The sequence below is a fragment of the Helicobacter sp. MIT 05-5294 genome (genome assembly GCF_000765675.1).
GTDB lineage: Bacteria > Campylobacterota > Campylobacteria > Campylobacterales > Helicobacteraceae > Helicobacter_D.
In genome coordinates this window covers 83838-104519 of record NZ_JRPA02000002.1, presented here as the reverse complement: position 1 = coordinate 104519, position 20682 = coordinate 83838, and the positions used below count along the sequence as shown (strand labels likewise).

The 20682-nt window shown below is 37.8% G+C and carries 23 protein-coding genes; 6 read left to right on the top strand and 17 right to left on the bottom strand.

Annotated features, from left to right (window positions below; genetic code table 11):
• Positions 1 to 115: 115 nt before the first annotated feature.
• From LS69_RS01835 to LS69_RS01790, 10 genes are all read right to left on the bottom strand, one after another.
• Complete coding sequence (locus tag LS69_RS01835; protein ID WP_138121694.1) at positions 116 to 610, bottom strand: hypothetical protein; 495 nt, start codon at positions 608 to 610, stop codon at positions 116 to 118.
• A gap of 85 nt (positions 611 to 695) precedes the next feature.
• Positions 696 to 1394, bottom strand: coding sequence for a serine O-acetyltransferase (cysE, locus tag LS69_RS01830; RefSeq protein ID WP_138121693.1), 699 nt, complete (start codon positions 1392 to 1394; stop codon positions 696 to 698).
• Positions 1391 to 3247, bottom strand: a complete 1857-nt coding sequence (gene speA, locus LS69_RS01825) for an arginine decarboxylase (RefSeq protein ID WP_138121692.1) — start codon at positions 3245 to 3247, stop codon at positions 1391 to 1393. Before speA ends, cysE begins: the two co-directional genes overlap by 4 nt.
• 32 nt (positions 3248 to 3279) lie before the next feature.
• The gene (locus tag LS69_RS01820; protein WP_138121691.1) at positions 3280 to 3546 is read right to left on the bottom strand and encodes a flagellar basal body rod C-terminal domain-containing protein; all 267 of its coding nucleotides are present in this window, start codon (positions 3544 to 3546) and stop codon (positions 3280 to 3282) included.
• 234 nt (positions 3547 to 3780) lie between these two features.
• Positions 3781 to 3990 carry a hypothetical protein gene (locus LS69_RS01815; protein WP_138121690.1) on the bottom strand — a complete coding sequence of 70 codons (210 nt, stop codon included), beginning with the start codon at positions 3988 to 3990 and terminating at the stop codon, positions 3781 to 3783.
• Between the two features lie 98 nt (positions 3991 to 4088).
• Positions 4089 to 5858 carry a lytic transglycosylase domain-containing protein gene (locus tag LS69_RS01810; RefSeq protein ID WP_138121689.1) on the bottom strand — a complete coding sequence of 590 codons (1770 nt, stop codon included), beginning with the start codon at positions 5856 to 5858 and terminating at the stop codon, positions 4089 to 4091.
• 19 nt (positions 5859 to 5877) lie between these two features.
• Positions 5878 to 6171: a YggT family protein gene (locus tag LS69_RS01805; RefSeq protein ID WP_138121688.1), complete on the bottom strand. Its 294-nt coding sequence runs from the start codon at positions 6169 to 6171 to the stop codon at positions 5878 to 5880.
• A 1-nt stretch (position 6172) separates the two neighbouring features.
• Positions 6173 to 7531 carry a glutamate--tRNA ligase gene (gene gltX, locus LS69_RS01800; RefSeq protein WP_138121687.1) on the bottom strand — a complete coding sequence of 453 codons (1359 nt, stop codon included), beginning with the start codon at positions 7529 to 7531 and terminating at the stop codon, positions 6173 to 6175.
• Positions 7532 to 7680: 149 nt separating this feature from the next.
• Positions 7681 to 8583 carry a HemK/PrmC family methyltransferase gene (locus LS69_RS01795; RefSeq protein WP_238699063.1) on the bottom strand — a complete coding sequence of 301 codons (903 nt, stop codon included), beginning with the start codon at positions 8581 to 8583 and terminating at the stop codon, positions 7681 to 7683.
• The gene (locus tag LS69_RS01790; protein WP_138121686.1) at positions 8583 to 9809 is read right to left on the bottom strand and encodes a M48 family metallopeptidase; all 1227 of its coding nucleotides are present in this window, start codon (positions 9807 to 9809) and stop codon (positions 8583 to 8585) included. The genes LS69_RS01795 and LS69_RS01790 overlap by 1 nt, the downstream gene beginning before the upstream one ends.
• A gap of 115 nt (positions 9810 to 9924) precedes the next feature.
• On the opposite strand from LS69_RS01790, the gene LS69_RS01785 reads away from it, so the two are divergent.
• The 4 genes from LS69_RS01785 (at position 9925) to LS69_RS01770 (ending at position 12691) form a co-directional block, all read left to right on the top strand.
• Positions 9925 to 10920, top strand: coding sequence for a rod shape-determining protein (locus LS69_RS01785; RefSeq protein ID WP_138121685.1), 996 nt, complete (start codon positions 9925 to 9927; stop codon positions 10918 to 10920).
• Between the two features lie 12 nt (positions 10921 to 10932).
• The gene (locus LS69_RS01780) at positions 10933 to 11643 is read left to right on the top strand and encodes a polyphenol oxidase family protein (RefSeq protein WP_138121684.1); all 711 of its coding nucleotides are present in this window, start codon (positions 10933 to 10935) and stop codon (positions 11641 to 11643) included.
• Positions 11644 to 11714: 71 nt separating this feature from the next.
• Complete coding sequence (kdsB, locus tag LS69_RS01775; protein WP_138121683.1) at positions 11715 to 12452, top strand: 3-deoxy-manno-octulosonate cytidylyltransferase; 738 nt, start codon at positions 11715 to 11717, stop codon at positions 12450 to 12452.
• Positions 12453 to 12484: 32 nt separating this feature from the next.
• Positions 12485 to 12691, top strand: coding sequence for a hypothetical protein (locus tag LS69_RS01770; protein ID WP_138121682.1), 207 nt, complete (start codon positions 12485 to 12487; stop codon positions 12689 to 12691).
• A gap of 18 nt (positions 12692 to 12709) precedes the next feature.
• On the opposite strand, the gene LS69_RS01765 is transcribed toward LS69_RS01770, so the two are convergent.
• From LS69_RS01765 to folD, 5 genes are read right to left on the bottom strand one after another with little or no spacing between them, the layout of a single operon-like run.
• Complete coding sequence (locus LS69_RS01765) at positions 12710 to 13048, bottom strand: hypothetical protein (protein ID WP_138121756.1); 339 nt, start codon at positions 13046 to 13048, stop codon at positions 12710 to 12712.
• Positions 13049 to 13069: 21 nt separating this feature from the next.
• The gene (gene rpiB / locus LS69_RS01760; protein ID WP_138121681.1) at positions 13070 to 13492 is read right to left on the bottom strand and encodes a ribose 5-phosphate isomerase B; all 423 of its coding nucleotides are present in this window, start codon (positions 13490 to 13492) and stop codon (positions 13070 to 13072) included.
• An 8-nt stretch (positions 13493 to 13500) separates the two neighbouring features.
• Positions 13501 to 14184, bottom strand: coding sequence for a site-2 protease family protein (locus LS69_RS01755; RefSeq protein ID WP_138121680.1), 684 nt, complete (start codon positions 14182 to 14184; stop codon positions 13501 to 13503).
• Between the two features lie 60 nt (positions 14185 to 14244).
• Positions 14245 to 15069: a signal peptidase I gene (gene lepB / locus LS69_RS01750; RefSeq protein WP_138121679.1), complete on the bottom strand. Its 825-nt coding sequence runs from the start codon at positions 15067 to 15069 to the stop codon at positions 14245 to 14247.
• Positions 15070 to 15084: 15 nt separating this feature from the next.
• A complete protein-coding gene (folD, locus tag LS69_RS01745; RefSeq protein WP_138121678.1) occupies positions 15085 to 15936 on the bottom strand; it encodes a bifunctional methylenetetrahydrofolate dehydrogenase/methenyltetrahydrofolate cyclohydrolase FolD in 852 nt (283 codons plus the stop codon).
• 73 nt (positions 15937 to 16009) lie between these two features.
• Between folD and LS69_RS01740 the strand changes: the two genes are divergently transcribed.
• A complete protein-coding gene (locus LS69_RS01740) occupies positions 16010 to 16375 on the top strand; it encodes a c-type cytochrome (RefSeq protein ID WP_342747939.1) in 366 nt (121 codons plus the stop codon).
• A gap of 17 nt (positions 16376 to 16392) precedes the next feature.
• Here the strand turns inward: LS69_RS01740 and nth are convergent, their stop codons facing one another.
• Both nth and LS69_RS01730 read right to left on the bottom strand, forming a co-directional pair.
• Positions 16393 to 17097, bottom strand: coding sequence for an endonuclease III (gene nth, locus LS69_RS01735; RefSeq protein ID WP_138121677.1), 705 nt, complete (start codon positions 17095 to 17097; stop codon positions 16393 to 16395).
• Positions 17098 to 17105: 8 nt separating this feature from the next.
• A complete protein-coding gene (locus LS69_RS01730) occupies positions 17106 to 19697 on the bottom strand; it encodes an AsmA-like C-terminal domain-containing protein (RefSeq protein ID WP_138121676.1) in 2592 nt (863 codons plus the stop codon).
• On the opposite strand from LS69_RS01730, the gene mltG reads away from it, so the two are divergent.
• Positions 19630 to 20580 (top strand): endolytic transglycosylase MltG, encoded by a 951-nt coding sequence (gene mltG / locus LS69_RS01725; RefSeq protein ID WP_138121675.1) that lies wholly within the window; start codon positions 19630 to 19632, stop codon positions 20578 to 20580. The genes LS69_RS01730 and mltG overlap by 68 nt on opposite strands.
• Positions 20581 to 20682: the final 102 nt, after the last annotated feature.

Below are 20682 nucleotides of genomic sequence, written 5' to 3'. Positions count from 1 at the left end.
TATAGCATTTTAAGGTAAAAGAAAATTGAGAAAGTTTCGCAATTTGCCTTTGTGCGCTGTTATGCTTTAATGAGATTCCGCATTTAAAACGCGTTTCAAACCCTAAAGCACGAATTTATAGAGGTAGATTCTTTTTGAGATTCCACAAAAGTTCGTTTAAAAAATCGCTTTGAGCCTCTTGAGATTGTTGGGCTTGTAGTTGCTTTTGCAAAGCACTATCTTCTAACTCCAAATACTGCCCGAGCGCATCACTCCAACTAAGCGTGGAATCCCCGCTATTAATGCCATAATTAAAGGCATTGCTTTGGCTTTGCAAATTTTCCAAAAGTGCCTTTTTGCCCTCATCTACTTCGCTGTTAATGCTGCTAGAGTTATTTTGAATCCCAAATTGATGATTTAAGGAATTTTGCGCATTATAAAAAGAACCCGGGGAGCGGTATTTATCTAACAAATTTTGCGTGGGATATTTCACTTGCGGTGTGGTGGTTGCTTTGCCGGTGTTGATTGTGTTTTTTATCGGAGTGCTTGTGCTAGGTTTAGCTATCGGTGTGCTTGTAGAAACCTGCGGATAGCTGACTTTATAGGGCTGTGTATTAATCTTAAAAGACATTGCAACCTCCTTTTGTTTTCTTAGAGAGAATTATAGCAAAATCCCACGACACTTCAGCCATTTTATCGTTACATCAAGGCAAAAATTAAACTTTTACCTTTAAAAATTCTTGGTATAAAGTCTCTAGTCTTTTACGCGATTCCATATACTCCATATTTTTAGGCGCGACAGATTCTAACAGCTCCAAACGCTCTTGTAAATAATGGAAAAGTTGATAGGAAATATCTGGAATCTTATTGAGGTCATCACTCATTCCTTTGACGATATTCTTCGCCGGGATTCCAACTGCCGTAGAGTTTGGAGGCACAGGACGAATCACCACAGAATTTGCACCGATTTTGGAGTTTGCCCCTATTACAATATTGCCTAGCACCTTTGCACCTGCACCGATAATTACAGAATCTTCAATCGTAGGGTGTCTTTTGGTGCGCTCCAAACTCACACCACCCAAACTCACACCTTGATAAATAATTACCTCATTGCCCACTTCTGCGGTCTCGCCAATCACCACTCCATGCCCATGATCAATAAACACGCGATGCCCGATTTTACAAGCGGGGTGAATATCCACATTAGTTAGCCATTGTGTAATTCCCATAAGAATCCGAGCAAACACTCTAAAGCCTTTAGCGTAAAGCTTATGCGCGATTCTATAATGCACTAAGGCTATCAATCCCGGATAATTAAAAAATAATTCCACTTTAGAATTAATGGCGGGATCTTTTTCTAAAATTACCGCGAAATCTTCCTTAATTGTGCCAAATAATGTAGAGGCGTAATTCAAGATTTTTCTCCTCCGCTTTTAAACACCGTCCTTAAATAGCCATTTTCGCTAAGCATTACATAGAGTTGTCCCAACACCTCTTTTTTAGTATCCTCTGTGATTTCTTTGCTATCTTCTAGCCGCTGTTTCAAGCAACGCTCAATCTCTTTTGTATCATAATCCAAATCTTCTAATACATCTAAAATTGTTTGCGATTCCAATAAATTTTCAATCGTGTATTGTCCATCTTCTTCGTCAAAAACCACACTAAATTCTGTTGGGTGCGTGAAGAGATTATGGCGCATTCCCAGCACTTCTTGATATGCTCCAACTAAAAAGAATCCTAAGAAATACTCTTCTTCATTCACATCAATATCATGCAAGAATAAAGGCGCATTTTTATCAAACGCCACTTCCCCATCGCTATCACAAGTAATATCCCAAAGACTAGCCGAGCGTGTAGGACGACGATTCAGCCTATCTAGCGGAATCACAGGGAATTTCTGTGCCAATCCCCAATAATCTGGCAAACTTTGGAAGAAACTACAATTTAGTAAATAACGCTCTTGCACTTGCTCTTGAATCCGAATAATATCACTATGATTTTTGTGTTTTAAGAGTTTAATCACCTTTTTGATAATCAAATGCACAAGCACTTCTGTATTACTGCGGTCTTGCAAATCAATATAACCCAAATCAAAAAGCGTAAGCAAGGATTCCATATGCTCCAAACTATCATGCAAATATTCTATCGCATAACGCTCATTAATCGTGTGATACAAATCCAAAAGCTCCTCCACCAAAGGGGGATTTTTGTCTTTTAAATGCAGGGATTTTTCGTCATATTCTTGAGAAAACAACTCCAAAACAGGCGTGATTAATACCGCGTGATTGGCAGAAACATAGCGTCCGGATTCTATGAAAATATTAGGTTCTGGCTCTTTTTTGTTTTTGGCAATTTCTTTAAGTGTAAAAACAACATCGCCACTAAATTCCGCGAGTGTGTAATTACGATTCTGTTGGTTTTCGTGTTGGGCATATTCTACTGCAAGTCCTCCGCCAATATTAACATTGTTAAGATTTTTTGCGCCCATTTTGCGGAGTTCTGCGTAAATATTCCCGGCTTCTCTTAAGGCTTTTTTGAGCGGAGAAATATCGCTAATTTGGCTACCAATATGAAAATGAATCATTGTAAATTTATTGAGTAAGTCGTTTTTACGCAACAACGAAATCGCCTCCACAAGCTCACTTGCCGTCAAACCAAACTTGGAATTTATCCCGCCACTTTTAGCCCAAATCCCTATGCCTGTGCTGTGCAATCGGATTCTAAGTCCAATCTTGGGATAAGGCTTTCCTAGAGTTTTGGCAACTTCAATAATGGTTTCAAGCTCATTTAATCCTTCAATGGTTAGTGTAATATCATGCCCCATTTTTGCAGCGATGAATCCTAGAGAAATCATTTCTTTGTCTTTAAAGCCATTCACGGTAATTGGCGCATTTTCATTCGTATAAGCCATTGCAATAATCAACTCTGATTTGCTTCCTGCTTCTAATCCATAACAGCGATGTGTGGTGTTTTTCATCAAGGGCAAGACGAAATTGGGATAATGATTCACTTTGATAGGAAAAACTGCTTTAAATTTGCCTTTATAACGATATTCTTGAATTGCATTTTCAAAACTTGTAAAAATCTTTTCTACTTGTTTTTTCATCAGATGCGGAAAACGCACCAAAAGAGGACCACGATAGCCTTCTTCACGCACTTGCTTGACGATATTAATTAATGCGGGTTTGGTTTTGTAATTGACTTTTACCAACCCATCTTCAATGATAAAATCATCTTTCCCCCAATATTCAATCCCATAATCTACCATTTTAACCCCTTTGTGTAACCTTAATTTTAGCCTTATGCCTGAATATCTAGCAAAGTTTGCAATATAGAATCCGCAGTTTGAATCACTTGCGCATTTGCTTCTATACTATTTTTGGATTCCATTTGCCCTATCATCTCTTGCGTTAAATCTGCTTTGCTATTCCCCAAAGAAAGCGTTGCGCTAGATACCGCGCCTACTTGTGAGAGATTCTCTGAATTTTCAGCTATTTGTTGCGCATTTGTGCTGATTCCGCTAAACACACCATAAGAGATTCCGTTATTTTGACTAATCGCATTCATTCTTCGCCCTTAAATTTTCATAGATTAAAGATTTCTAAAACTATAACTAAAAAATCTAAAATTTATTTTTAAAAAGGATTTGGAATCTGTGTTTTTTAATCTTTTAATGGGAATTTTATTGACTTGTTTCTTTTAGAAGTTTTTTAAAGACTTTTTGGAATTCTATTATTCTATTTTTCTTGGAATTAAGCGTTGCAAACACAAATTAGCACGATGATTTTCGTGCTAATTGGGCTATGCTTCTACGCTAAAGCCATTGGAATAATCCGGAACTCTTGTGCGCTCTGCTTGTTCTTGGGCTTGTCGCTCTTGCTGTGCTTGTTCATTGCGTGTTTGTTGCGCTTGTTGGTCTTGCTGTGCGCGTTCTGAATTTCGGGATTCCGTATTCATTTGTGAGCCATAGTTAGAATATACCGCAGAACCACCTACACCTGTTATATCCATATTTTGCTCCTTATTTTTTAATTCATCTTATAATTATAGTCAATTTTTGCAACACCAAGCTTAAATAAAGCAAATTATTGACATTTTTGTCAAATAAATCAATACACTAAACTTTGCTGTAACAAATCTAGCATTGTAATTTCTTTGCCAAGCTTCTTTTGATAAATCAAATAATTTGCCAATACTTTCTTGCCATACACGCGTGATTCCTCATAAGGAATCATCTCCATACTAAACCAAGGATCTAATGGATTTTGCTTTTTAAATAATTGATTTTTTCCAAGCAATCTACGCGTAAATCCCGGTCCGCCATTATAAGCATAGGCGACAAAAAGTGGGTGGCTAAATTCCCGCACAAGAGGACGCGTAAAATACTCCGCATAAGGCACATTTACCGCCGGGTCAAACATATCAAAATATCCTACTTTATCGTCCTCTTTTAGCTCTTTTGCGATGGCTTTGACATTAAAAGGCATTAACTGCATCAACCCCAACGCATAAGAAGTTGAGATTGCTGTGGGGATAAACAAACTCTCTTGCCTTGCAAGTGCGTAAAGCAAGGCTTGTTTGTCTGATGGAAACTTAGAAAACACTTCTTTATAAGGCATCAGAAAATACTCTGTATCTTTCGTGCGAGCAAGCCAAATATAATGCGCTTTTGTCTCATCACTATCCACTTTTGCAAGTAATTTTTGGCGGTGCGTTTGGGCTTCTTTGCCTTTAATAGACTTAAAGGAATCGCGAATGCGCTCCCATTCAAAAGGATTCTTAAAATTCCAATTTGCCTTTTTTTGCTGTGTTGGGACATCATACACAAGGTTAAATTTCGGTTTCTCTCCTGTTATTTCAAGACTTGCAAGCACATAAACATCTACGATTTTAGAATCATTCAAAGCCTTTAAATATTGTTTATCATTGCTTGCTAGATACAGCCAAAAACTCGCGCGATTCCTATTGAATGCGTGTTTTGCGTGTGTTTTAGAATGTGTAAAATACGCTAATGCTTGAGAGTTTTTTTGGAATCGCATTGCATTTAGCCCTAGATAAAAGGAAGTTTCAGCGTCTAACGCTTTCAAAACCTCACCATTAGGCTCTAATGCGGTCAGTGAGCGATTAAAAGTCTCCAAAGAAGTATTCATAATCATACTTTTTAAAGCGCGATTGAAAGTTTCATTGTGTTCTTTGAGCAATCGCGCCAAAGTCTCCTTTGAAATTGCGAAATTCAAACGATTGCGATAGTTTTGTGAAATCGCAAAATAAAAATCTCCGAAAGTCTTTGCGTCTTGAGTGATGAGATGTGCAAAAGGATCTTTGTTGGCTAAAATATTCAAATGTTTAGCGAGTCTTTGATTGTGGGGTTGCACATTTTGCGAAAGCCTCTTTAAGGCTTTTTTGTCTAGAGATTCCGCTTTTTTGGTTGTTAATGCCAATGCGATACATTTAGAATCCTCTTTGAGAAGTTTATCCAAACTCATTCGCTCACAAATTGTTTTGCGTGAAAGGGTTTTATTGCTTCCTTTTTTGAAATACAATCCAAAGAGTTTTGCATTTTTCCTAACCGCCAAATCATACGCTTCTTTGGCTTCTTTTGGGGTAATATCTTGTTGTAAAAACAGCCAAATATAAAAATCCCGCGAAACCCCTGCGGGTTGCTTTTTGAGATAATCCAGAGAGATTTTTTGATTTAAGGCTATTTTGTCATTTTCCGCTTTGGAAGTTGTTTTTGTCTGTTTGGATTCTTTTTTCTTCGTCGTTTGCTGACTTGTGGTAGATTTGTTTGTCGCAGGTTTTGGATTCTGCTTAGTTTCTTGTGCATTTTGAGCGAAAAGCGCACTAATCAAAATAAGTAAAAATAAAAGATTTTTCATTGGAATCCTTAAAAACATTCTACAAACTATGCGCCAATCCAAAAAGTAGCTTCACAACAAACAAATCAATAAACTTCAACGCCAAAATTACAAGAATCGGCGCAATATCCACTCCTCCTATCAAAGTAGGAATCACTTTGCGCACCTTGCTATACAAAGGCTCTGTAAGCTTGTATAGAATCTGAACGATTGGATTATAAGGGTCAGGACGCACCCAAGTAATAAGTGCCGCGATAATGACTACCCAAATATAAATATTAATCACCATACTTAAAATTTGAGCAAGGGCTTCTATAAATGTGCTTAAAACCATTTCAACTCCTTAGAATATCTTTCAAATACAGCCGCAAAATCGGGAATAAATCACTAAGCTCTGGACCATGAGCGAAACCTGTAAGCAAGAATCTTAGCGGTTTAAAGAACTTTTTGCCTTTGAATGCACTTCTCTCCATTGCTTGTTGTTTGAAGTCGTTAAAATCACTTCTTGTAAAGTCTTTTTCTTCTAACATCTCCAAAAGCACTTTCTGTAATTGTTCAATTTCCGCTTTAAACTCCAAAATCTCTTGTTCTTGAGATTCTATCTCTTGATTTTGCAGTGATAGCTGCGCTAATACTAATGCTTTGTTGGCAAAAATCCTATCTACTTTTTCTCGGATTTCATTAAGTGTGCTAGCTTCTTGCAAATAAATCTTTGCCAACGCGCCAATAGAAGAATCTTTATACCCCAAAAGCACCGCTAAATCTTGCTCATTGAATCGTTTGAAATGTTCTCTGTTGAGAAATTTTAGCTTGTCAATATCAAAACGAGCGGGTGCTTTGGCAATCTTGCCAATATCAAACCAATCTAAACTCTCTTGCAAAGTAAAAACCTCGCAAGGTGTTTTATTTCCCATTAAAATCAAATAATTCACAATTGCTTGTGGCAAAAAGCCCGAATCCAACAGCCATTGCACACTAGAAGCATTGTCGCGTTTGCTCATTTTTTTGCCCTCATCATTAAGCAAAATAGGCAAATGGGCGAACTTAATTTCTTTGTCATAATTCAAATTTTTATGAATTAGCATTTGTTTGGGAGTATTGCTCACATGATCTTCACCGCGCACAATAAAATCTACATCATAAAGCATATCATCAACCGCACACGCGAAATTATAAGTTGGGATTCCATCTTCTTTGAGAATCACGAAGCTATCAATTTCATTGGGAGCAAATTCAATCTCTCCCTTAATACAATCGGTAAATTTCATCGCGTTTTGAGAACCACGCAACCGCACAACGGGTTTTGGATTGCTTTCTTTCTCTAATTCCGCCCACGAATCCTCATAGCGAAAAGCCTCGTGTCGCGCCTTTGCTTCCTCGCGCTTGTTTTCTAAAAATTCCTTAGTGCAATAGCAATAAAACGCGTCTCCTTTGGAGATTAGGTATTCTGCAAACTGACGATGGCGCGGGAAATTATTGCTTTGATAAACGAGATTATCCCAAGTGATTCCAAAAAGATTGAGCAAAAACATAATATCTTTGTCTTTGCCTTCAATGTTTCTTTGCATATCCGTGTCTTCAATGCGGAGCAAAAATTTCTCGCCTCTTTGTTTGGCTAAAATATAATTAAACACTGCTGCACGCAAATTTCCTGTATGCATATCTCCGGTTGGAGAAGGTGCGAATCGTAGCATTTATCAACCTTTAGTTTTAATTATGACTTAAGTATAAATGGCGCGGATTTTAGCATAAGCAAGATTATAATTCGCAAAAACCACTAGAAATTACAATAAATTCTTAAAATCTATGCGGGATTCCACCACCAAATCTACCTAAGCTGATTCTAAAATTCAATCAAGAATCCCCGCTCCAAACCTGCTAAATCTTGATAAAATTCCAGCTTTTTATGTGGTAGTGTTTGTAAATAAGATTCCACACTTTCTCGTTGATTATAACCCATTTCACAAACAAGAAATGGAATCTTAGATTCAAAACTAAGCTGAATAATATGCAACAATATCTCATCGCCTCTTTTGCCACCAAACAAAGCGCGTTGAGGCTCGTATTTCAAAGAAGGTGGCAGAATCTCACCCTTTTGAATATAAGGCGGATTGGAAAGCAGTAAATCAAAAGGAATCTTTAAGCTTTGATTAAAATCCAAATAAGAACTATGGTGCAAAGTCAGATTATTAGCTTTAAATTTGACTTTATTAACATACGCGTTAAAGAGTGCTTCTGGTGAAATATCACTCGCGTGAAACTCTCGCTTGGTATTTTGGAGCAAATGCGCAAGTAATACGCTAATCGCACCACTTCCTACACCAATTTCTGCGATTCTCTTACAATCTTTGCTTAGAATCAAATCCAATGCTTTTTGCACTAAAATCTCCGTTTCAGGACGCGGAATCAATGCACCATGCGAAATGTATAACTCCTCACCAAAAAACCCCACGCATTCTGTTAAGTATTCTATGGGTTCATACAGGCTTCTGCGCTTAATAAGTCGTTTAAAAGATTCCAACCAAAAAGAATCTATCCGCTCGTCAAAATGGCAATGCAAAGCAACTCGTGTTGTTTTTAGCACAAAAGAAAGTAGGATTTCAGATTCCAAAACCGGGCGCATAATCCCGCTTTTTCTTAAACTCTCCGCGCCATATTCTAAGGCTTCCTTGACGCTCCAAGAAAGAGAATTGTTAAGAGAATTAAAAGCCTCAAAATTGCTTTGCGATTCCATTTTGGATTCCATTAATCTTCTTTAATATGTGCCAAATCCTCACAACCCAATGCTTTTAAACGCGCCATTAAAGGTGGGTGGCTATAAAAAAATCGCATATATAAAGGGTGAGCAAGTGGGAAAGAATTATTTTCTTTAACTAACACTAACAAGGCTTTAGCGAGGGATTGTGCGCTTGTCAAATTCGCACCAAATCTATCCGCTCCAAACTCGTTTTGGCAACTCCGCCAATTCACCAATAACATAAAATAAAATCCAATTGGCGCACTTAAGAGTAGCAAAAATACAAGAAGTGTATGCACACTCACCGCTAGATTCGCCATTGCAAACAAAGATTCTGGCAAATTTGCGACCAACAAAAGCAATACACCAAAAAATCCAAGCACCAAAGCCATCATTTTATAAACATCATAATGTTTAAAATGCCCCAATTCGTGTCCTAAAACCGCAAGAATGGAAGCATTAGGAATCTTCTCTAGCAGAGTGTCAAACAAAATCACGCGCTTTGCTTTCCCAAGCCCGGCAAAATACGCATTCAATCTCCCATCACGCTTGGAAGCGTCCATCACAAACACGCCTTTACTTTGGAATCCCACGCGCTCTAAAAGCTTATCAATTTCACCTTTTAGCTCCGAATTTTCAAGCGGAGTAAATTTGTTAAACATCGGCGCAATCAACAAAGGATACAAGAAATTCACCAAAACAATCAAAATCACTCCAAACAAAAACACATAGAGTTCCCAAAACTGCACTTTTAAGATAATCCAACTAAAGGCAAAAATCACGATTCCACCCACAACAATAAGCAAAGCAAAAGACTTTAAAGTATCCAAAACAAAGAGTTTCACCCCACCTTTTGCAAAGCCAAATTGTTTATCAACCACCAAAGTTTGATACGCTTCCAAAGGCAAATTTGCCAAACTTCCAACCCCAAGAAAACAAAGCACAAAAATAACGGATTTAACAAGAGGAGCAGAATCCAAAACAAGCTCCAATGCAGAATCTAAAGCAGAAAGCCCAAAGCAAATCCAAAAACCCACCAACACTAAATCCATAAGGCTACCATAAACTGCGATTTTTTCGCGCATGATTGCATAATCTGCGGCTTTGATAAACGCATCAGATTCCAAAATATAGGGAGTTTTGGTGCGTTCGTTTTTGAGAAAATTCAACTGCAAAAGCGACAAGATGAGTTTAGGAAAACTAAAAAATAAAGCATAACAAAGAACTAATACCATTGCAAACCTTGATAAAATTTTTAAATTTTCGCGCATTATAACAAAAAGTATGCGTAAAATTATTGTTTAATAATGTATAATCTACAAAAAGCTTATTATGTAATTGGAATCTTAAATGGGAATTTTTGAACGAAACGACATTGCGATTGATTTAGGCACGGTAAATACCATCGTGCGCAACAACTTAGAAGAAGCATTGTTTTGTGAAGCGACTTGCATTGCGCTTGAAAACCGATTCAACTCGCGCCGCATTCTTGCTATTGGGGATTGCGCTAAGAAAATGGTAGGACGCACACCCAACGAAATAGAAGTCATCAACCCGCTTTTAAATGGCGCAATTAGTGATTTTGAAACCACCAAAATCTTTATGAATGCGATTCTACAAAAAGGCAAAGCAGGTTCATTAGCCCCAAGAGTGGGCATTAGTATCCCGCAGAATCTCACGCAAGTAGAGCGGCATTCCCTCTATGAAGCGACAATGCTCGCAGGAGCGAAAGAAGTCTTGCTGATAGAAGACCCCTTTAGCGCAAGTGTAGGTGCGGGATTAGACATCAGCACCGCACGCGCGAAGATGATTATTGATGCGGGGGGTGGATTAGTAGAAGTGAGCATTATTTCTCTCAATGGACTCATCACAAGTGCTTTCACCAAAGAAGCGGGAGATTTTATGGATTATGCCTTAGTGGAGTATTGTCGCCACAATAAAAATATCGGAATCAGTAAGGAAATGGCAGAAACTCTCAAACGCAAAATCAATGTCTTTGACAAGAATCCGACAATTTATATCGGGGCAAAAAACCTTGCTAATGGTATGCCCATAGAATGCGAGTTAAATTTAGAAGAATTTAAGGGAGTGATTTTAAATAGTATTTATAAAATCAAAAGCGTTATTATTGAAGCAATCCACAATGCCCCACCACAAATTGCACCGGATTTGATTGAAGATGGTGCGACACTCACGGGAGGCTTGGCACTAATTCCGGGAATCCAAGATTTCTTATCCAAAGAGCTTAATATGCAAATCCATCTTTCTCCAGACCCGCTTTTGGATATTTCTAAAGGCGTTTGGCAGATTATGCAAAATTACGAAGAATACGAAAAAAGCCTCTAAAGATTCCATTTGATGAATCCTAGCCAAAACGCACCCATATTAGAGATTCCAACCCCGCAAGGAATCCGCGCTTTTTTAAGTCGCACCCCTTTAAATATCGCCTTTCACGCCGGGGGAGATAGCAAAGAATGCGTAGAACACAACCGCTCCCTTTGTATCGCGCCTTTTGGGCTTTCTTCTCTTGCATATCTTAACCAAGTGCATGGCAAGGAGATTTTAGAGGCAAAAAGCGGAGGATTACTAGGCGATGGCGATGGAATCTTAATCACACAAAAACACTTAATCGGGCTAATTATGGTAGCAGATTGCAATCCAATCTTGCTTTTTGATAGCAAACATCAAGTTTTTGCATTGCTTCATGGCGGAAGAGTTGGCTTGCAAAAAGGCATAATCCCCAATGCGTTAGCGCAAATGCAAGTGCGATTCCACACTAAATCTGCTGATTTGTTTGCTTATGTGGGACCTTCCATTCGCGCGTGTTGTTATGAAGTAGGAGAAGAAATTTTCGCATCTCCTAGCGGGAATACCTTAGAATGTGGCAGAATCTCGCGCGAAGGCAAAATTTATTTGGATTTAACCGCAGTGATTCTTGCACAATTCCAAGAAGCAAAAATCACCCATTATGCCTTTTCTCCGCATTGCACTTGCTGTGGTGAGGGTTACTTTTCTTATCGTGCAAACCCACAATGCGGACGCTTTGGCTTGTTTGCTCATCTGACTTAAATCTTAAAAAGCATTTTCTTTTCTATGCTATAATTCAGCCTTAAGCCAAGCAAATTTAAAAAGGAGTTTTGATGATTATTATCCCTGCAAGATTGAAATCTTCGCGTTTCCCCAATAAAGTTTTAGCGCAGATTCGCGGAATCCCGATGGTTGTGCGCACTGCAGAATTAGCCAAAAGCATTGATGATGTTGTCGTAGCGTGTGATGAACCCATTATCGCGGAAGTTTGTACACGCTATGGAGTGCGCGCAATCCTCACAAGCAACACACACGAAAGCGGGACAGATAGAATCGCAGAATGCGCGAGAATTCTAAACCTCTCCAAAGAAGAAATCATCATCAACTTACAAGGTGATGAGCCGTTTTTAGAACAAGAAGTGATTTTGCGTCTAAAACACTTAATGGAAAATGAGGCAAAAATTCGCGGTGTTATTCCTTTTATGGGGAGTTGCGCGAAAGCTATCACCAAAGAAGAAGCCAAAGACCCAAATCTAGTAAAAGTCGTGTTAAATGCCAAAAACGAGGCAATTTACTTTTCACGCTCCTTGATTCCTTATGATAGAGAAAATACCATAGATTCTAACGACGCGCGATATTTAGGGCATTTGGGGATTTATGCCTTTAGCGGGGCGAGTTTGCAGGAGTTTTGCAAACTACCAAAATCCACTTTGGAATCACTAGAAAAGCTAGAACAATTACGCGCCCTAGAAAACGCCAAAACTATTGTGATTGCAAAAGTGCAATCACAATCTTTTGGGATTGACACCAAAGAAGATATGGAACGCGCCTTAAAACAATTTGGCGTTTAAAGCGCGTGGGAGCTTATAAGGAGATTTAAGATTTGATAAAAGAGCTTTTTAAGCGTCATCAAAAGAATCCTAGCCCCCTCAATCTTACAATCTTACAATCTTACAATCTTACAATCTTACAATCAAAGCTTAATTTAGAACCCCGCAAAGATTCCAAATTTCATAGCACAAGATTGCTTTGGCTTCACTGTGCAAAGACGAAAAGCAACAAATATGAGGCGCGGAATCCTTACGCCTAATGATATGCCCAAGAGATTCTACAACAAGGCTTCTATTTTTTGTTCTAAATCCTTAATCTTACTTTTATATTTTTCGCCCTCTACGCGATATTGCGAATTGCGTTGTTTCAGTGCTTTGACTTCATTACGCAACGCAGTAATCTCATCGGTTAGAATATCAATATTACCCAAAGCTCTTTGGAGTTGTAATTGGTGTTTGCGGATTAAAATTTCGGCTTCTTGCAAGGTGAGCTTCATCACAGCACTATTTTTTTCTTCTTTTTGTGCGACACTTTTATAAAAAAATGTTTTTACTACCATAAACAAAACAAATAAAATAAATGCGGTTAGAAACAACCATTGCGTAAATTGTGCCATCATTTTGCTTTCCTTAAAAAATCATAATTTTTCCACACGAGCAGAATGCCGCCCTCCCTCAAACACTCCATCGCAAAAACTTTTTAAAATCCACTCTACCAACCCATCGCCTACAACTCTAGCTCCCAAACACAAGACATTAGCGTCGTTATGGGCGCGGCTTAATGCAGCACTATAAGGCTCATGGCAGAGTGCAGCACGAATGCCTTTGTGGCGATTAGCAGCAATACTCATTCCAATTCCGCTTCCACAAATCAAAATTCCGAAATTTTTGTCATTTTTTAAGACATTTTCACACAAAAGATTCGCAAAATCAGGGTAATCTACACGATTAGAATCTTGTGGTCCCAAATCTTCTACTTCATGACCCATTTGGTGTAGCATTTCTATCACACGCGATTTTAACTCAAATCCTGCGTGATCACTCGCGATAAAAAATTTCATCAAACCTCCTATAATAGTAAATTAATAATATATTGCACAGGTGCAAAAATCAAATAAGACAAAGGAGTGCCTAAAATCACCATTAACACAATCATACCCGCTATTGGTGGCACTCTATCAAACAATCTTACAAAAAAGCTACTCCCAAACATCAATCCCAAATAACTTAGCGCATTAGAACCATCTAATGGTGGAATCGGAATCAAGTTAAAAACACCCAACACCACATTATAAATCAATAATTGCAAGAAAAAATAAACCACAAGCAAGGCGATAAAATTAGGATTAGGGAAATATTCAAAGAATCCACTAAAAATTCCGCCATTAAAAGCATAAATTAGCATTGCAGAAAGGATTGCGAGAGCGAAGTTATAAGCCACACCAGCGACAGAAACAGCAAAAGCCCCAAAATACCCTCCACCATTTAAGACTTTCAGCATTTGCACAGGCACAGGTTTCGCCCAACCAAACAAAAAAGGCGCATTCAAAGCAAATAATAATCCCGGCACAAGAATTGAACCTACCAAATCAATATGCAAAAGCGGATTTACGCTCAACCTCCCCGCATCTTTTGCAGTCGTATCGCCAAATTTCAATGCCACAAATCCGTGCATAATTTCGTGTCCAATAATAGAAATGAGCAAAGCGACAATGAGGATTGGTAGCTTAAAAGCAAATGGCAAATCAAGCATAAAATCTCCCTTTGGATTCAAACCCTAATCTTCTGTATATTCGCATTTGCAAATCTTGCTTCATTGCGCCATTTCGCTTTGGGATTGTTTGCGCATTTGCTCTTCTAGTGATTCTATGCTTTTGCCAATGCGCTCCCAACGAATCTTAAAATCATCGTCCCAACTAAAATACACAAACCAAGGTTTGCCAATCACATATTTATAACTTACCGCACCCCAAAAACGCGAATCATTAGAATTGTTACGATTATCCCCCATCATAAAAAACTCATCTTCTGCGACTTTTGTATAGAATCCCAACTCACCATTTGGCAAACTTATGCGCTCCATACCCAAAGACTCGCCTTGATAAGATAGAATCATCAACTGATTAAAAGCATCGGGAAATTCCTCTGCATACTGCACTCCCGGGTGTGTAGCAAAATAAGGATCATAATAAAAAGTCTTGCCTCTAAACTCTAAGGATTCTGTGGATTTTCCTTGATAAGCAGAATCGCTACCAAAATACACCCAAAGCCCTTTTTGCGTATAAAGCACCTCATCTCCGCCTACTGCGACATTGCGTTTGACATAGTGAATTTTAGGCGATTCTGGATAGCGAAAAATCACAATATCCCCGCGCTTAGGACGCTCACCCTCAAACAAATGCCCATTGTCATTAAAATCAGGTAAAATTTTAAGCTCAATCCACGGAATCGTAGGCGTTGGGATTCCATACGCATATTTTTTGACAAACAAATTATCGCCAATCAACATTGTATTAAGCATACTTCCGCTTGGAATCACAAAGGCTTGTGCAACAAAAAAAATAATCCCAAGCACAATAAGAATCGTCCCAACCCAACTATTGATAAATTCATAAAGTTTTGTAAAAATCGTTTTCATTCTTTTTCCTTAATTTTAGCGATTGAAACTACGGAGTTTAGCAGATTTTAAAGTGTTTTGCAACAAAGAAGCAATCGTCATAGGTCCCACACCACCGGGAACAGGCGTAATAAATTCACACAAAGGCGCGACATTTTCAAAATCCACATCGCCCACAATCTGCCCATTAGGCAGTTTAGAGATTCCAATATCTACAACAATCGCGCCTTCTTTAACCATTTCTTTTGTGATAAGATTGGGTTTGCCCACCCCAACGCACAAAATATCTGCATTTTTCGTATGCTCAATCAAATCTTGTGTATAAATATGGCAAAGCGTAATAGTGGCATTTTCGTTCAAAAACAATGCGCCAAGCGGCTTACCCACGATATTACTCGCACCGACAATCACGACATTTTTCCCTTGTATTGGGATTTGATAATGTTTCAAAAGTGTCAAAACTCCCATAGGAGTTGCTGGGATAAATCCTTCTAAATTTGCCAAAATACGCCCCATATTAAAAGGGTGGAATCCATCAACATCTTTATGGGGCGCAATCGCCTCTAACACCGCAGTAGTATCAATATGTTTGGGTAAAGGAAGTTGCACTAGGATTCCATCAATATTTGGGTTGTGATTTAGCATTTCTATGGTTTGCAACAAAGAATCCTGCGCAATGTTTTGGGGCATTTCGTGCGTAATAGAGTAGATTCCCGTGCGCTTACATGCTTTGGCTTTCATACCAACATAGCTTTGTGAGGCAGGATCACTCCCTACTAAAATCACTGCCAAACCGGGCGTAATGCCTTGTTTGCTTAAAATTTCAACTTCAGATTTAATTTCTGTTTCAATCTTTTGTGCGAGAGTTTTTCCATCTAAAATCTGCATTCATAATACCCTTTAAAAAATAATTTTGTTATTATAATCAAAAAAGATTTTTTAAAAGTTTAAGGAAATGCAAGTGCAAAAAGTATTTAAAACTTTTTTGGTGATTATGGGTATTTTTGGATTCATTATTGGCGCAGAAGAAAGCTTTATTACGACTTTAGAGTATGGCAAAATGCTTTATACTAACCCGCGCGGAATCGGTTGTGTAGAATGCCATGGACGCTTTGGGGAGGGACAGCAGATTGCAAACTACACACACAAGCGCAAAGATCTAAGTTTGCAAGGACCGCGCATTAACAACTTAAGCCTTAAGCATTTTGAAAACGCATTGCAAAAAGGCAAGAAGATTATGCCAAAATACTATCTAACCGCTAATGAAATTGAAGCGATTTATAAATATTTAGAATCCATTGAAACACCGCAAAATACAGAAGAATAGCTGATTCGCCAAAGAACCTAACAACGATAAGTGGTTTTGCTTTTACAAAGGGGTTCTAAAAAGCATTCAGCACAATTTGGATTGACTGCCTTACAAACATACCTCCCAAACAACACCATTGCTTGATGAAGTGTCGCAAGATTATCTTTGAAAACACGCGTCAAATCCTCTTCTGTGGCGATAGGCGTAGTCGCATAGCTTAAACCCAAACGATGAGAAACGCGAAAAACATGTGTATCTACGGCGATAAAATTTGCTGCTTGAGATTCTATTAGCACGACATTCGCTGTTTTTTGCCCTACTCCGGGCAAAGTTTTTAGCACCTCACGATCTAATGGAATCTCTCCGCCAAATTTTTCGCAAACCTCCTTTGCCATAGCTTGGAGATTCTTTGCTTTGTTGTTGAAAAAACTACAAGTCTTGATACATTCTTTAATCTCCTCTAGCGAAGCATCTTGTAAATCTTGTGGCGTAGGATATTTTTCAAAGAGTGCGGGAGTGATGAGATTGACGCGTTTATCCGTGCATTGTGCAGAAAGCATTACTGCAATGAGAAGTTCAAAATCATTGCGGTATTTTAACTCTGTTTTTGCATTTTTATAATGTTCTAAAAACAACGCTTTAATCTGCGAAGTTTCCGCTTTAGTAGCCTTTTTGACTTTAGAATCTTTGCGAGATTCTTTGGTTTTATGAGATTCTTGATGAATTTTCTTTGTTGGCATTTTTATCCTTAATTAAAAATTTCAATCGGTGAAGTAACCACGCGTTTAAGGACATTAAAAGGAGAGAGTAAAAAATCCTGCACCGCCTGTGTTTGAACCTGCGGATTCTCCAAAGTCCCTCCCACTTTAAAAGCGGTCGAAATCGTGCCATTTTTGCCCAACACGATATAATTAACAAGCGGAATCTTATTGATAATCCCACTTAACGACTTTGCTGTAATTAACTCGGCATTAAAATCAATTGCTTGGGATTCTATTTGCACGATTCCACGCCCCTTAATATCTATTGATGAGCCTTTCAAATCCAGTGATTCAATCGCCAAAAATTCATCATTTAGCCCAAACTCTACCACGCCTTCATTGACATAATAACCTTGCTGATTAAATCCCGGCGTCTTCAAGCTTAATAGTGATGGAATCGTATCAATAAACGCCATAACATTTTGCAAAATATTAAGTTGATTTAAAGAAGTATTCAAAAGCGAGATTTTACCCACCAGCACACCCTTGTCATTTGTATTAGCATTAATAAAAAAGCGTCCGTTTTGCACACCTTGTTTTTGGATTATCGTATTGACAAATTCATCGCCAAATTCCCTTGCGTCCAAAGTCATAGAATCGCCTCGTTGATAGAAGTCTGCCTGTCCATTTTTATGCTTTAGACTTGCTTTAATCTCTCCATTAACCAAAGTAATATTAAACGAATCCGCCAAAACCTTGCGTCCTTTAATCCATAAATTAGAATCTTTCCCTTCTACCAAAAGCGTATCTTTATTTTCTGCATTACCCTTAGTGAATTGATCCAAATCTAAACTTAGGTTAAGATTGTTTAAAAAAGCTTTTTTAACTTCCCCTTCACTGCGTAAAATAAAGGATTTATCGTTAAATCCTAAAGTAAAACCTTGTGAATTATAATCAAAGGTTAATTCTGCTTCTTTTAGAGGTTGGTCATCTTGCTTATTCAGTAGAATCTCCTGCCCTGTTTGCAAAGAAATCTCCGCATGATAATCTTCAAAATCTCGTGTAGCAACCTGCATTTTGCCACTTTGGACTTTATATTCTTGCAAGATTTTAGAAAATGGCAAGATTGCCGTTAAATTTTCAAGATTAAAACGATAATCACTACCCAAAAGCGCATTAAAATCAAAGGTCGGAAGCGCGAAAAGAATCTTGTCATTATTGGTAAAATCCACATTAAAAGGCAATGATTGGTTGGCTATTTGCAAAACTTCAGGCGCGTCTTTAGAGAGCAAAAGCGAAGCAACCAACAAATCCCCGCTAATGGATTTCGTAGGCAAATCAATCACAAAACTAGAATCGCATCGCAACAAATCCAAGTAACGCGTGTTTTTGGATTCTACCTTGACCCTATCATTCTCTAGCACCACACCCAAAGAATCTGAAATGAGTGGTACATCACTAAGCAACACTTCAATATCTTTTGCTTTAAAGATTCCTTTTGTGCTTACTTCCAAAGTCTCTAAATTCACACCAATATGCAAATCTGCCGCGATTTTTGCTTGTGGCGCACTTAGAGGCAAAGGAATCTCATAAGCTTCTAAAACCTTTAAAATCGTGGAATCTAGCGCAGTGTTGGCTTTTAGATTAACTTGCAAAATAGGATTTTCGCTAACAATCTCTTTAATCGCCACTTGTGTGCCATTTGCATTGCGATTTTGGTAAGTTGGATTGAGAGGATAAAATTCCAAAGTATTATTTTGGAAAACCAACTTTACAAATTCCGCGTGGGCTGGAGGAAGTTTAGGGTGAAAAATCACTTCGGCATTGTGCGCTTCTCCTAAGACATAGAGGGAATCTATGGAATCCTTTAAGAGATTCTTGCTTTTTAGCGGAATCGTGATTCCAAACTCATTAACCCGCGCGGATTCCACACTATAATTATCAAAAATCCATTCTTCTACGAGTTGGTTTTCAAATTTTGGCAACAAATCTTTTAAAAAATGAATATCCACAAAAGTATTACTAGAGCCCCTTAAAACAAGCGTTTTGAGGTTGCTTTGCACAGAGAGATTGAGCTGCAAATACGAATAATAACTCTTGCGATTTACAAAGCTTAAAGAACCATCTATCTGCACATTTTGGCGGCGCAAATCATATTCTCCGCTTCCTTGATAATAGATTCCATAGTTTTTAAGATACAAATCTTGAATAGAAATAAGCACCCTAGAAGCGTCTTCTTTAAGATTGATTTTGGCATAGATTTCAGGTAAATTGAGTGTGAAATTCTCTCCATTATAAAAAAGATTAGCTTGATAACCTTGAAAATCAATGCGTTGAATGTCAATTTTTTGAAAATATTGCAGGATAAAATGAATATTTTTAGCATAAAAAATTTGCTCATTAATATCAAAATCATCGGCTTTTTGCGTAGATTCTATTGCATTTAAATTTAAAGATTCTATCTCTAAAATCAGTTTTTTATCTAATCTTAGATAAAATCCCTGAATTTGTGCGCCGACTAGTCCGAATCGCTCAATTTTAATTCCATAATATAAAAAGGCATAAAGAGCAATGAATATCCCAAGAAAAAAAACAGAAAATAAGACGATTTTGAATATTCTAGTAGATGGTTTTTTCATTTTACTTATCATTTTGTGCTTTTATTTACAAATTCCAATTCATTCAAGCCAAGTAGTTTATATCCCAAAAGGCGGAACGGGTGAAATTATAGCATACTTAAAGAAAAATAACTTTGACCTTTTAGAGATTGACAAACAAATCATTAGATTTTTTGGATACCCTCAAAGCGGTTGGCTAAATATCGGACATACGCGCCTTAGCAAGGGGGATTTCCTCTACGCACTTGCCAACGCCAAAGCCGCGCTAGAAGAGATTACGCTAATCCCGGGAGAAACTTTGTATTTTTTTATCAAAAACATTAGCCAACAACTAAACTTAAACGAAAATGCCCTCCACTTAGCTTATGAGAAATATGCCCCGATGATTGAAGGAGTGATTCTAGCAAACACTTACAAAGTTCCCAAAGGCATTAGCGAAGTGCATTTGATGTATTATCTTGTCAATACTTCTTTAAAAGAACACGAAAAATGGGCGATAAAATTTCTAGGACAATACGACCAAAATCAATGGTTTAGATATATTATCATCGCTTCTATTATTCAAAAAGAATCCGCAAACGAAGAAGAAATGCCACTAGTTTCTGCTGTGATTCGGAATCGCTTAGAGAAAAAAATGCGTTTGCAAATGGACGGCTCACTAAACTATGGCAAATATTCTCATACCAAAGTTACCCCAGAAATGATACGAAATGATACAACTAGTTACAACACTTATCGTTATGATGGAATCCCTAAAGCACCTGTTGGGAGTGTTAGCTTTAAGGCAATCCAAGCGGCAATCTTTCCTGCCAATGTTGATTATCTCTACTTCGTGAGAAACAAAAATGGTGTGCATTCTTTTGCAAAAAATTACGATGAACATTTAAAGAATTTTTCAAAATAAGAAAAAGCGTGAAAAAAACTCAAAATATAAGATTAATTTAAGAAAAAATACTTGAAAATACCTTTGAATAAGTTGAGCAAAAAGTTAAATAAAAGTTTGCTT